Origin of the sequence: Chryseolinea soli, assembly GCF_003589925.1 — a bacterium.
GTDB lineage: Bacteria > Bacteroidota > Bacteroidia > Cytophagales > Cyclobacteriaceae > Chryseolinea > Chryseolinea soli.
Window position 1 is genome coordinate 480,929 of sequence record NZ_CP032382.1, and the last position, 12,204, is coordinate 493,132.

Annotated in this window: 12 protein-coding genes; 3 read left to right on the forward strand and 9 right to left on the reverse strand. The window is 51.5% G+C overall.

Features of this window, described 5'->3' with window-relative positions:
• Positions 1 to 27 precede the first annotated feature (27 nt).
• Positions 28 to 696, forward strand: coding sequence for a uracil-DNA glycosylase family protein (locus tag D4L85_RS01775; protein WP_119752708.1), 669 nt, complete (start codon positions 28 to 30; stop codon positions 694 to 696).
• A gap of 11 nt (positions 697 to 707) precedes the next feature.
• Here D4L85_RS01775 and hrpB read toward each other — a convergent pair whose 3' ends face one another.
• The 3 genes from hrpB to D4L85_RS01790 form a co-directional block, all read right to left on the reverse strand.
• Positions 708 to 3,185 (reverse strand): ATP-dependent helicase HrpB, encoded by a 2,478-nt coding sequence (hrpB, locus tag D4L85_RS01780; protein ID WP_119752709.1) that lies wholly within the window; start codon positions 3,183 to 3,185, stop codon positions 708 to 710.
• Positions 3,186 to 3,260: 75 nt separating this feature from the next.
• Entirely contained in the window at positions 3,261 to 3,656 is a 396-nt protein-coding gene (locus D4L85_RS01785; RefSeq protein ID WP_119752710.1) for a hypothetical protein, read from the reverse strand.
• 256 nt (positions 3,657 to 3,912) lie between these two features.
• Entirely contained in the window at positions 3,913 to 4,290 is a 378-nt protein-coding gene (locus D4L85_RS01790; protein WP_119752711.1) for an SRPBCC domain-containing protein, read from the reverse strand.
• 101 nt (positions 4,291 to 4,391) lie between these two features.
• Between D4L85_RS01790 and D4L85_RS01795 the strand changes: the two genes are divergently transcribed.
• The gene (locus tag D4L85_RS01795; RefSeq protein WP_119752712.1) at positions 4,392 to 5,045 is read left to right on the forward strand and encodes a rhomboid family intramembrane serine protease; all 654 of its coding nucleotides are present in this window, start codon (positions 4,392 to 4,394) and stop codon (positions 5,043 to 5,045) included.
• 17 nt (positions 5,046 to 5,062) lie between these two features.
• On the opposite strand, the gene D4L85_RS01800 is transcribed toward D4L85_RS01795, so the two are convergent.
• From D4L85_RS01800 to D4L85_RS01820, 5 genes are all read right to left on the reverse strand, one after another.
• Complete coding sequence (locus D4L85_RS01800; RefSeq protein ID WP_119752713.1) at positions 5,063 to 5,815, reverse strand: class I SAM-dependent methyltransferase; 753 nt, start codon at positions 5,813 to 5,815, stop codon at positions 5,063 to 5,065.
• A 99-nt stretch (positions 5,816 to 5,914) separates the two neighbouring features.
• Complete coding sequence (locus tag D4L85_RS01805; protein ID WP_119752714.1) at positions 5,915 to 6,136, reverse strand: VF530 family protein; 222 nt, start codon at positions 6,134 to 6,136, stop codon at positions 5,915 to 5,917.
• Positions 6,114 to 6,611 (reverse strand): hypothetical protein, encoded by a 498-nt coding sequence (locus tag D4L85_RS01810; protein WP_119752715.1) that lies wholly within the window; start codon positions 6,609 to 6,611, stop codon positions 6,114 to 6,116. The genes D4L85_RS01805 and D4L85_RS01810 overlap by 23 nt, the downstream gene beginning before the upstream one ends.
• A gap of 97 nt (positions 6,612 to 6,708) precedes the next feature.
• On the reverse strand, positions 6,709 to 8,862 hold the full coding sequence (locus tag D4L85_RS01815; RefSeq protein ID WP_160143483.1) for a TonB-dependent receptor plug domain-containing protein: 2,154 nt from the start codon (positions 8,860 to 8,862) through the stop codon (positions 6,709 to 6,711).
• Positions 8,863 to 8,876: 14 nt separating this feature from the next.
• Positions 8,877 to 9,416, reverse strand: coding sequence for a YfiR family protein (locus D4L85_RS01820; RefSeq protein WP_119752717.1), 540 nt, complete (start codon positions 9,414 to 9,416; stop codon positions 8,877 to 8,879).
• Positions 9,417 to 9,857: 441 nt separating this feature from the next.
• Between D4L85_RS01820 and D4L85_RS01825 the strand changes: the two genes are divergently transcribed.
• Positions 9,858 to 10,730, forward strand: a complete 873-nt coding sequence (locus D4L85_RS01825) for a DMT family transporter (protein WP_119752718.1) — start codon at positions 9,858 to 9,860, stop codon at positions 10,728 to 10,730.
• A gap of 5 nt (positions 10,731 to 10,735) precedes the next feature.
• Here the strand turns inward: D4L85_RS01825 and D4L85_RS01830 are convergent, their stop codons facing one another.
• Positions 10,736 to 12,085 carry a neutral/alkaline non-lysosomal ceramidase N-terminal domain-containing protein gene (locus D4L85_RS01830; protein ID WP_119752719.1) on the reverse strand — a complete coding sequence of 450 codons (1,350 nt, stop codon included), beginning with the start codon at positions 12,083 to 12,085 and terminating at the stop codon, positions 10,736 to 10,738.
• Between the last annotated feature and the right edge of the window lie 119 nt (positions 12,086 to 12,204).

Here is a 12,204-nt window from a genome sequence, read left to right on the forward strand (position 1 = left end):
ATTCGCGGGCGCTTTCCTTTTAACCTCATGACGTTCGCCGACAACATCCTCCGCTTCTACGCCACTTTAAAAATAAAAAGCGCCCTGCCCGAAGGCGTCGAGATCCTCGATCCCTATCGCAACAAAGAGACCATGGCGTTGTGCCACTTGTTCTATCACAAATACTACGGCGACGAAAAAGAAAGAACCGTCATCATCGGCATCAACCCCGGGCGAAATGGCGCCGGGCTCACGGGCATTCCTTTCACTGATCCGATCAAGCTGGAAATTCAATGCGGCATCCCCAACGCGTTTCCCAAAAAAGCTGAGCTATCGGCGGACTTTATCTACACCATGATCAACGCCTACGGAGGCCCTGCTACGTTTTACAAAAAATTTTTCTTCAGCGCTGTAAGCCCCCTGGGATTTATCAAAGACGGGAAAAATCTGAATTACTACGACATCCGCGAACTACAAGAAAGCCTGCGCGACTACATCATTGCTTCGCTAAAAAAACAACTCAAATTCGGCATCAACACCCGGATAGCGTTCTGTCTCGGAGAAGGTGAGAATTTCAAATATATAAGCCGCTTGAACGACGAACTTAAGATCTTCAACGAGATCGTACCCTTGGCGCATCCCCGGTTCATTATGCAGTATAAACGCAAACTCGTAAACGACTATGTCGAGAAATACCTGCAAGCCCTAAGCCGCTAAACACAACTCACTCAACTGCCGGAATGTCTCCGCTTTGCACCTCGCACAGCCTCCGCTGTCCAAGGATCTTCCGGCCAATGATGACGCGGATAACGCATACGCATTTCCTTTCGCACTTCATGATACGTTGTCTGCCAAAAGCTTTTCAGGTCTTGTGTCACCTGCACGGGCTTAAATCCCGGTGAGAGCAAGTGAAGGATGATCTTGTTTCTACCTTCATTTACTGCGGGCGTCTCCGTCAAACCAAATACTTCCTGGAGGCGCACCTCCATGTAGGGCGGTCTTCCGTCCGCGCCGTAGTGTAATTTGATCATCGAGCCACTGGGCACCAAAAGTTTCGCGGGGGCAAGAACGTCGAGGCGATTACTCAGGTTCCATGGGATAAGTCCTGCGAGGATCGCATCGAGGTCGAGCTTGTTGAAATCCTGCTGGCGCGTCACCGCAGTCAGATACGGTGCCAGCCATTCGTGTGTGGTCTGCAGCAAATGTGCCTCGCTCACGTCGGGCCATTCTTCATCGGGACGCCAGGTACGCAAGCTCATCACACGGGCTTGCCAGGCGTCGTGCACGTCGGTCCAGGGCAGCATCTTTATACCTTCCTGCTGCACGGCGTCGCAGAGAATTTCGATGCGCAGGTCGTCAGGTACTTTAGCCAAGGGTTTGCTGGACAGCATCACGTTACCCACGCGCTTTTCCAATGCTGCGGTGATCATTCCCTTTTCACGATTCCAGGTCACCACTTCTGTCTCTTCTGCGCGGTGCACGAGGTCTTCTTCGTCCAATGGTGCGGCAAGAAATATTTTACCTTCGCCGCTGCCGCTGTCGAGCTGGGCCACGGCGAGCCAGGTTTCGCGCATCAGAGGATCGTGATCCGGCAGCCGCACCACACGGCCATTGGCCAGTTTGAAGCGTACACTGTGTTTCTCCATTTGCCGTGCAATCCGCTCCGGGTAGGCTTCGGCCAAAAGCTTGCCCACATCTGAGTCTATCGGTCCTGCATTGTCCACCCCAATCTTAAAGATCTTTCGCCACGATGAGGCCACACGCTCAATCCGTTCTAACGCGGACCGTTCTGCATTCACCCGTTCTCCGGCCCGCCACTTGCGCAGCACTTCCACGCGCAGGGAAAGATCGGCACCCGCCGTCTTCGCCAGTGGATCGCGTTCTTCCAGCAGCGCGGCTATATCCGTAGCCAATGCCGTTAAATTTCTTCCTTCCAACAACATGTGTGCTATGCGAGGATGCGTTGGCAACCGGAGCATCTCTTTTCCCCGGGCCGTAATCACATTCCCTTCGATGGCACCCAACTGTTCCAATAGTTCTTTGGCCTGGTTGATCGCGCCAACGGGCGGCGGTGTGATCCAGGTGAGGTCATAAATATTTTGCACCCCCCAATTCATCAGCTCCAGCAGCAACGGTGCCAGGTCAGCTTCCAGAATCTCCGGCTGGCGGTGGGGTTGCAATTGGTGGTGCACATTCTCCGCCCACATGCGATAGGCAACGCCCGGCCCAAGCCTGCCCGCGCGGCCCGAACGCTGGTCGGCAGCATCACGGGGAACGCGAATGGTTTCCAACCGGGTGAGACCGCTCCGTGGATCGAATTTCGGAACACGCGCATAGCCGCTGTCCACGACGGTGGTGATGCCCTCGATGGTCAGCGAGGTCTCGGCAATGGAAGTGGCCAACACCACTTTCCGTTTTCCATAGGGATGTGGAAGGATCGCTTCTTGTTGTTTCTTGAAAGGAAGCTCACCGTACAGGGGATGAATGCTGGCTTCCATAGCGCCGGTCTCCAGCAATTCTGCGACACGGTGAATATCCGCCGTACCCGGCAGAAAGGTGAGTATATCCCCTTGCTGTTCTATCAGCGCTTTGCGAATAACGCGCGCGGTAGAAGGCGCGAGGTACACATCTTTATCCGGCGCAGTATAGTTCAACGTCACCGGATATTGACGGCCCAGGCTCGTGATGATGGGCGCATTGTTCAGAAGGCTTGAAATCTTCTCGCCATCCAGCGTAGCCGACATAATCAAAATGCGCAAATCCTCCCGCAACACCTGCTGCGCCTGGAGACACAACGCCAGCGCCAGATCTGCATGAAGGCTGCGTTCGTGAAATTCATCGAAGATGACCAGGTTCACACCTTCGAGTGCGTTGTCGTTCTGCAACATGCGCGTAAGAATTCCCTCGGTCACCACTTCGCAGCGGGTGCGATTACTTACCACGGCTTCAAAGCGCACGCGATACCCGATGGTGTTGCCAGGTTCTTCGTCGCGCAAGAAGGCTATGCGCTGGGCTACCGATCGGGCAGCCAATCGTCGCGGTTCCAGCATGATCATTTTGCTGCCCTGCAACCACGGCTCATCCAATAGCATCAACGGCAGGACTGTACTTTTTCCCGCACCGGGCGGCGCTTGCAAGATCACCACGGGGTGCTTTAGCAAGGCTTCCTTCAGTTGCGGGACAATCTCCTCTACGGGATACGACATGGGCGCAAAATACGCATTCTGTATCACCGGATCATAACCCTCCGGTGTTGTCGGCGCGGAAGAAAAAATTTCAGTTTAGAGATCGATGTGATAAACGTCCTGCTGGTTGCGCGGAATGTCTTGCACATGAAATCCACCGGGCTGGGGAATTTCTTCGATCAGGTCGAACAGCGTACACGATTTGGGCAAGCCGGCGAAGATCAATAAGAAGGAGTGAACGTGATTATCGGGAATGGCTGTCCACAGGGGCGCGATGGAAATGTTTTCAACGTGAAGTAATCCGGCCTTGGCACCGGTCGAGTGGTCTACCAGGAAAGTGGTCTTCCAGATCCTGACCAACGCATCGCTCCACTGATTTTGAAAATAGCAGTGAACATAAACACAGGAGTCATTGAGCGTTTCCGGCGCAATCGACAACATCACTTCCGGGTCGACCGTGGGCCGGGCAATGGCCGGGGCAGGTTTGCTCATGGTCTTCGACCGGTTAAATGGGGCAGGATGGAATCGGAATGCTGTCATAGCATAAGTTCACCACCACAAAGTTCGGTTACTTCGGGAAGTATTTCAACAGGGAATATGCTGTTTGGATCGTTGGCCCAGGGTGAACCCGCTCCCCTGACCACCCTAATTCAACGCGAAAAGGCCGGTTTTCAAGGCAAACTTCGCGGTTTAAAGGGACCCCAGGATATTCAACAAACGGAAAAAAATATTTTCGTGCGGTAGCGCTTTACGAGTAGAAGTCCTCCAGGGAAGCAAAATATACATTGTCCCAACCGTCCACAATGTCATCGTAATCGTTGTCGGGAATATGGGTGTGCCGCAGCTCTACCGAGGTTCCTTGCGCATGGAGATGGAGCTTTAGGGTGACGATGGACGGCTCTTCCTGTTCGCCAAAATACCATTGCTGCACGATCTTCTTCCCGGGCTCAAATTCCAGGTTCTTGCCCACAATGCTGCCGTCCCACAACGAAAATTCGGCGCCCACTTCTTCCGACATCTCCGCCGGTTCGCCAGACCAAAGGTGGATCGTCGAGGGCGTGATCAGCGCCAGGTATACCTCTTCGGGTGCGGCAGCGAGGGTATAATACTTTTTATAGTCTTTCATTTTCAGCGGGCAGATAAAATTTCCTGTATACTTGTGTTTTGTTCGGGTGCGGGTACCTCACAAAGGTATGAAGCGCCGCGCATGTATCGTTAAAAATCTTTATGACTCACATCGAGCCCTACATCACCTACGCCATCATCGGCTTTACTTGTCTCCTCAGCTACTATGCTTTCAGCCGGCCACAAGTGACGACCGACCTGATGATGACGCCCTATCTGATCCGTCAACGGCAGCAATATTTTCGTTTTATTTCCTCCGGTTTCATTCATAATGGTACTGCCCATTTGTTGCTGAACATGTTCTCCTTCTATTTTTTTGGCGGCAGCGTGGAGATCATGCTCAAGAGCATTTTTGGTAGCCGCGGCAGTCTCTACTTTATCTTGTTATACATCATGGGCATCGTAGTGTCCGATCTGCCTACCTACTTTAAACAAAGAAACAATCCCTCCTATCATGCCCTGGGCGCTTCCGGTGGCGTGTCGGCCGTTATTTTTGCCTCCATCCTTTTGCGCCCCATGTCCGACATTTGCCTCTATGCGGTACTCTGTCTACACGGTTTTATTTTGGGGACATTGTACATCGTGTTTTCTTATTATCAAGGCCGCAAAGCCAACGACGGCATCAATCACGATGCGCATTTGTATGGTGCATTATTCGGGCTTGTGTTCCTGGCCGTCCTCTATCCGGAATCTCTTCCACATTTCCTCGAGCAGATCAAGGTCTGGCTACAGTCTCCTACGTTGAATAACTTATGAGCCCCTGCGCCAGGGCATTATCTTTTCTTCAACTCAATCAGCCAGTCCCAGGGATAGGGTGCCTTCATCCACGACGGTGGTGATGTAAATTCCGTATCCCACTCATACTCCAGTTTTTCCAGCGCTGTGATGTCGAGACGCGTTTGCTGGAAGATCATCTCCAATTCAGGCGCTGTGTAATGTTTTGTAGGAACTTTGTCGATGTACACGATACCTTGAATAAACTCGCGTTTATTATTTTTGAAATAGTCGATGTCGGAAGGCGGGATATTTTCTACACTGACGCCTTCTGTTTTGTACCAGTCGATCAGTCGCAAAGAAGAGAACAATGCCGAATCCAGCGAAGGCACCACAATGAGCGCCGTACCGCCCGGCTTCAACGCCCGATCGATGTTCTGGAACATCTTCACATTCTTTTCCCGCTCGGGAAGCATGATCACATTGCAACAAAAAACAAAATCCACCTCGGGGAATTTCACACTCCGTTGAGAAAGATCGGCACGCTTGAACACAATGTTGGTGAAGGGTCGCTGCCGCGCGGTGACCAGGCACTCACCGGAAATATCCATGGCCAAAACCTCTTTAAAGATGGGCGACAAATACGGAAAGGCCTTTCCCGTGCCACAGCCAAAATCAATAGCGCGATGGTTTAGGTTGGCGTGTTTCGTAAAATAGCGGGGGAGTTTTTTGTCTTTGTCACTTTTAAACACATCAAAGATCTCGTCGTTGTATTTGCTGGCGATGGTATTCCAGTGTGCTTCTTCATTCATGGGCGAGTTTTTTTGTAAGCATTAAGCATAAGCGATCCTAAAATAGCAATTTATCGGCCATATCAATAATGGTCGCCTGTCTCGCGCACTTAAAAAGCGTTAGCCGTGGAATGTCTCGATGTAAAACGTCTCCACTTTTTGCCTCGCCCACGGCGTCTTGCGTAAAAAGGTGAGACTCGACTTAATGCTCGGATTGTTCAGGAAGCAGTTCACGGGAATGACCTCACCCAAGGTCTGCCAGCCATAGTGCGCCACCAGTTCGTTCAGGATCATCTCCAGGGTTTTGCCGTGAAGGGGATTATTTTTTTGCGTTTCCGCCATATTGCCGTAAGGGTTCGATCTCGTGTTCATAGTCGTATTGCAGGTCTTCCGGAAGTTTGCCAAGGGCGGCATCGATCTTCTTCAGCTGACCCACAAACAAATTCACCAGCACCTGGCTGTTTTGTAATTTGATGCCGGACTGCTTTATGCCGGCACAAAAATAAATGCGCAGCTCCAGCTCCGTTTGGGCGATACCGGAATATTTGATGTGTTTGTTGGCGATGCGCAGGATCTTGCGCAGCACCTTCTTGGCCAGGTAGAGGTTGGTTTTCGGCAACGTTTCGAAGTGGTCGTCCATCTCCGTTTTTGCCTGCGACACATAGGCCGCTTCGTCGTGTGCTTCAAACAAAAGATAGGAAAGAAGTTCTTTGTTCTCCTTCTTATATTTTGCCAGGCGAAGACAAATGTCCTGCAGTTGTTTGGGTTCCAGGTAGGCCAGTTCTTTTTTTATGTCGCTGAGCGAAGCGGTTGTCATGGTAGTTTTGGATACACCGTTCTATGGGTATGGTGATCCAAAGAAAGCATAAAAGTCCGGAAGTTTAAATGCTTCCGGACTTTATTGCTTTCAGCTCCTAGAGTCTGAACGTGACATCCAACATGAGCCTCCGACCGTTGATCCGGTAATCGTACGGCGATGCATAGGTCTTGAACAACGCACCCTTCGTATCGAAAAGGTTGTTGCCTTGCAACCCGATGTCGACGTGGCCTGATAAGGCGTAAGAGATCTTAAGATCGGCGGTCGTCCAGGGTTTAACATTCGCGCCACGCAATTGATCAAGCTCCGCCGTGCGATCGGATTCTCTCCGCTTCACCATCCCCTGATAGTGCGCTTGCGCGGAAACCAACAGCTTGTCTGTGACGGAATAGCGCAGTCCGGCATTGGCGATGTGTTGCGGGTACCAGACCATGTCTTTTCTACTCACGCTGATCGCAGCGTCAGTACTCTCCTCATCTATCCGCTTCGTATAGGAATAATTCGCAAAGCCATCGAGTTTCGAAAATGAAAGCAAGAGTTCGTTCTCGACGCCTGCCGATTTTACAGAGAAAAGATTGATCAATACGGTTGCGCTGTTGTAGGCTGTCGCGTTTCTGAAATCGGTATAGAACACGTTGGACCTCCAGGTAATGTGCTTATGCAATTTTGCATCACCGGCAAACTCGTAGGTTCGGATGGTCTCGGGTTTCAACTGCACGGGGTTCGCGACAGCGACATAAGTGCTGCCCATAAACAATTCCACTGCCGACGGCGCGCGGAAAGCAGTTCCACCCATAAGCTTGAAGGTGACCCGGTCGTTAAGCGCATATACAAGGCTTATCCTCGGGTTGAATTTGGTGAACCGCTTTCCGACCACCGGCGTTCCTTCGGAAGTGAGGTCGTTGTATTGGTATGCCGTATGATCGAGCCGGGCACCCAACGTAGCGGTAAATCCATTGACGGTTGGCGTATTATACTGAGTATAGATACCAAAGGAACCAAATCCTTTTCCATGAAGCCACGGCAGCGACGTGCCGGCATCCACCAGTTCATTGTCAGCCGTGGGCGTGAAGTCCGTATTCAAGTTGACATTGGAGAGGTGAATAGCATCTCCGCCATAATGAAAGCGTGATACCTCCACACCGCCGAGCAAGTTCGAATTGCCCTGCAGGTTATAGCTGTATTGTGCACGGCCAAAATAGTCGGTAAAATTGGTCTTCAATATTTCCGTCAAGCCATAGGGATACGCAGCATCGTTGTTCCGGACGAAGCGGATGTTATAGTCTTCCGCGTGATTTTGGTACTTCAGCACATACTCCTGGTTGAATCGCTTTTCCGGGTTGGGTGTTTTATACTTCAACACAAAGATGCGTCTCCGTTCGTTCATGCTTTCGGGCTTGTCGGGAACGTTGATGTACCAGCCATGCCCTGTGTCGAAACTCCAGGCCTGTTCATGATGTTGCAACGACCATCCTGCGAATTTTCCCTGACCCTCGATCTTGTTAAAGAGATAGAAGTTGTTCTGTCCTTGCTTGATGTCAAAATATTGCGTGTTGCTGCCATCGAGGCCCTTGTAGGTGAACCCCTTGGTGTTGTATATGCTGAACGACGAAACCAGGGAAACATCTTTCCCCGACAACCCGGTGGTGATGTCGGCAATGTTCGTGTTCCAACTGGCTCTCCTGTATCTTACTTCTACGGGTGATGCGAGATCTTTGACAGACGCAGAATTGAAGCTGACCACGCCGTTTGTGGCATTGGAACCATACAACGCCGATCCCGGTCCTCGAATGATCTCGAGCGATTTGGTGAAGGCCAGCGGTGTCGCTTCATAGGTCATGGCCGATCCGGTGAATGTCACGTTCATGGGTACACCGTCCACCAAAGTGAGCATGTGGTTGCTGTTCCAGGATTCAAATACGCCGCGGGAACTCACCGTCGGGCGATCGTAGTCCTGCGACGGTGCAAAGCCGGGCTGACGATTGAGAACATCCTGGGCACTGACCCAACCGTAGTTCTGGATTTGTTTCCGCGTAATGACCGAGATGGTGCTGGGCGCTTCGCTGATACTTTGACTGAATTTTGATGCGCTCACAATTTTAACGTTCATCAGTTCTTCCAACGACATCGTAAACAAGCTATCGCTGTTCGCTTCGACAACCTTTTCAGGCGTTTGCTCCTGGGCATCCGATCGAAAGCAAGGCAGGAGCACGGCACTGCTGATCGCAAAAATCAAAAATATAGTTCTCATTTTTTTGTTTGTTTTCACTTGATGATGGTGGCCATGGAGAGCAATGCACCCGACACTTTGAATCCGCTTTCTTTGATGACCGGCTCGTTGATCTCGATGACCATCTTGCCATTGACGATCACAAAATTCAACGCCGATCCTTTTTTGGCATAGGATTCCTTGCTGGTCACGAACAGGGTTGGCTTCGCCTTGAACAGGTCCCTCGCTTTTTCAAACGACGTCATGGCGTCATTGCCCAGAAAGAATAAGTCACAGGCCGTAGCATCGACCTTCTGCACATCGAGCTTACTGACGGTTATTTTCTTTCCGTCTTTTTGTTTGCTTTGAACGGCCTGTTCGAGGGCGGCAAATAAATTGTCGTCGCCCGATATGGTCATGACAAAGCGTTCGCTGCTACGGCCGTCGGGCCAGTCAATGTATTTGATGGCATTCAGTAGTATCGCCGCTTGCAAGTCGCTAAGACTTCTTTGTTGTGCCCGCAGATCATTCAACGGGAGGTTGCTCGCAAGTAGGATTAGGATGGAGCATTGGGTGATCTTGAATTTAAAAAGCATGTAGTTCGTCCTCGGTTTGATGGGCGCAAACCTATCGGCACGTACTGCAAATGATTTTCAGTCGTAAGATTTTTGTGATGATTGTTTCTTTTTCAAGTCGTGGCATGATCAGAAGTGTAAAACACGCCGGCTCGTCAAAGTGCTCACGATGCATCATGTAAGGTGCTAAGACAAGACCAGTGAACGTTGAAAATTATCAAGAGCGGAGGGAACGGAGGAAGCCTTTTATCGTCAGGTTTTGCTTTTGTGTTAGCGTATAAAAAAATCAACTCCCGTTGGGAAGCTGACACAGCAGATCAACATGAAAAAAAAACATACTCCGAAGTCGATTGCATGGCCCTCAAAACTAAAGATGCGCGGAATAAGATTTGTTTACGTTTACTGTGCTTAATTTACAGTCATTAAAACGTGGTCCGAAGCCTTCGGATCGATCCTCTTTGTATGCACAAATTCTCAGCCCGCGACATTTTTATAGGGTTACTTTTTTCGATGCTGTGGTCATCGGCTTCGGTAGCCGGGAAATTCGGTTTGCGCGTGGCCGAACCGCTGGTATTGTTCACGGTTCGCTTCCTGCTGGCCGGCGTGCTGCTGCTGGCCTACGTTTATGGTTTCCAGAAAAATCCTCTACCCCGCGCACGCGAATGGAAACAGATCACCATCTTCGGCACATTCAACACAGCCCTCTACCTGGGTCTGTTCATCATCGCCCTGCAGTACATCACCCCGGGTATCACCACGCTGGCCATTGCCCTCAATCCGCTTTTCATCAGCGTTATGACGGCCGTGTGGATGAAGCGCAGGATCCCGGCAAATGAATGGATCAGCATCGGGCTGGGCATTTTGGGTGTTTTTGTGGCGGCCTATCCCCTGCTGCAAACCAGTTACGCTACACCCGGTGGCTTGGCGCTGCTGGCGTTGAGCATGCTCACGTATTCGTTCGGGGCGGTCTATTATGCGGCGGTCCGATGGGAATTGTCGCGCATCACCATCAATGCCTGGCAGGTTTTTATCGGAGGATTGCTTATCCTACCGCTGGCTCTGTTCATGCACAAGGCCGAGAATTCTTTTAATCTCACGTTCTGGCTGTCACTCGCCTGGCTGATCATCCCCGTGTCGGTGGTGGCGGTCAACTTGTGGCTGAGGCTGCTCAAGTCAGATGCCGTGCGAGCCTCCCTGTGGCTGTACCTATGCCCGATCTTTGGCTTTTTATATTCGTCTGTTTTCCTGGGAGAGCCGCTCACGGTCTATACGCTGGGAGGAACCGTGTTAGTGATGACAGCCCTCTATATCGGGCAGCGAAAAGACAAAGTCTAATTCCTCTATTTGCTGAGTGCCAGGATCAATTGCTCCATACATTGTGTCATGTATTCGCCGTTGCCCTTTCCATACCAGTTCATCAACTGGGTTTCATAGTGATCGTTGTCGTAATATTTTCCTGGCGTGACATAGCCAATATAGCCGCCGTTGAAGCTGGTCACCATCGCGCGCAGGCCCTGGTGGTGAGCCACCGAATCCAGCGTGGCATCGAACTGTCCTGAAAAATCACAAGGCGTTCCCAGCATCACCAAGTCGCCGATGCGGAGGGCCGTCAGGTACTCGGGATACTCTCCAAAAGCCGACTCGAAGACCCTGGGGCGGAGACACCAGTTCTTCAAAACTTTTACTTGCGGGTCGCTCAACAACAGCGGCACCCGATGCATGGCCAACGCGCCGCCTCTTAGCGGTGTGAGCGCGGCAGAATGATTTGCAAAATTTTGCGCGATCTCATCGGCCATCCAGTTCACACAAGCCTGCCCCGACTCCGGCGCTTTGCCCGAATGGCTTCCGACCGCACCGGCCATGAACATGGCAAACGTGTACTTATTTTTTTCCAGGGCATCGACCAGTTGCCCCGGGTAGTCGCGAGACAAGTGAAGATCCTCATCAGGCAAGCACGTGGCATGCGCCGTATAGCTCAACAACACCAGCTTGCTGCTGTCGTTGCGCTGCACTTCCAGGACGCGAAGCAGCGAATCTACCGGGCCGTTGTCGATCAACCGGTTGGCTACCGCCGGCACGGGAATGAAGCCGGCCCTTATTTTGGAGGGAAGCATGTTTTCGGATGCTTCTTGAATGCTGGCTTTGATCTTGTCGGCCAGGAAATGCACGATCGAATCGTTGTAGGGTCCATACAACAAAGCCGTGGCTCCCTTGGCCCAGTTGCCAATGCTGTTGTGTGAATGGATGGCGCCCAGGTAGGTATTGTTCAAGGTGAAGCCTATTTCCGGAAGCTCTTTTTCCAGCAGGGTAGTAACCGCGGGCGGCACGATCAAAAGATCGGCGCTCACAATGGCGACACGCCGCTTGCCGTTGCTCACCACGAGCGTGCGCACATAAATGGAGTCGTGCACCGATTCGAACAATTTTCCCCGCCGTGTGCCATAGCCCGCCGTGGCCGTGCGATGTCGCGGCGTGATGTTCGCTTTGGCATAGCCAACAAAAAAGGTAAGGGTGTCTTCATTGCCAACGGCACGCAAGGTATCGATGCGCGCCAGCATGGCTTCGTATAATGAACGACGGTCGATGGTACGGTCTACGGGGGCGATGCTAATGGCCAGGAACACAACGATCACCCCGATAAAAACAGCAAGGGAGATAAGCACAAAACGAAAGACTTTTTTAAGTCGCATAGAGGCGCAAGATAAGGGCCTGGGTGTCCGAAAGCGATACCGGCTATCAATAATTGAACACCCCAACCGAATCCTAATAAGTGTTAGCTAAATCCTGCCCTTCTCCGTATTTTTGGGCT

Excerpts from the sequence above, each read along its gene's own strand:
- D4L85_RS01775 (WP_119752708.1), top strand. The coding sequence starts at position 28 with ATGACGTTCGCCGACAACATCCTCCGCTTCTACGCCACTTTAAAAATA.
- D4L85_RS01810 (WP_119752715.1), bottom strand. The coding sequence starts at position 6,611 with ATGACAACCGCTTCGCTCAGCGACATAAAAAAAGAACTGGCCTACCTG.
- D4L85_RS01785 (WP_119752710.1), bottom strand. The coding sequence starts at position 3,656 with ATGAGCAAACCTGCCCCGGCCATTGCCCGGCCCACGGTCGACCCGGAA.
- D4L85_RS01790 (WP_119752711.1), bottom strand. The coding sequence starts at position 4,290 with ATGAAAGACTATAAAAAGTATTATACCCTCGCTGCCGCACCCGAAGAG.
- D4L85_RS01800 (WP_119752713.1), bottom strand. The coding sequence starts at position 5,815 with ATGAATGAAGAAGCACACTGGAATACCATCGCCAGCAAATACAACGAC.
- D4L85_RS01805 (WP_119752714.1), bottom strand. The coding sequence starts at position 6,136 with ATGGCGGAAACGCAAAAAAATAATCCCCTTCACGGCAAAACCCTGGAG.
- hrpB (WP_119752709.1), bottom strand. The coding sequence starts at position 3,185 with ATGTCGTATCCCGTAGAGGAGATTGTCCCGCAACTGAAGGAAGCCTTG.
- D4L85_RS01820 (WP_119752717.1), bottom strand. The coding sequence starts at position 9,416 with ATGCTTTTTAAATTCAAGATCACCCAATGCTCCATCCTAATCCTACTT.
- D4L85_RS01815 (WP_160143483.1), bottom strand. The coding sequence starts at position 8,862 with ATGAGAACTATATTTTTGATTTTTGCGATCAGCAGTGCCGTGCTCCTG.
- D4L85_RS01795 (WP_119752712.1), top strand. The coding sequence starts at position 4,392 with ATGACTCACATCGAGCCCTACATCACCTACGCCATCATCGGCTTTACT.
- D4L85_RS01830 (WP_119752719.1), bottom strand. The coding sequence starts at position 12,085 with ATGCGACTTAAAAAAGTCTTTCGTTTTGTGCTTATCTCCCTTGCTGTT.
- D4L85_RS01825 (WP_119752718.1), top strand. The coding sequence starts at position 9,858 with ATGCACAAATTCTCAGCCCGCGACATTTTTATAGGGTTACTTTTTTCG.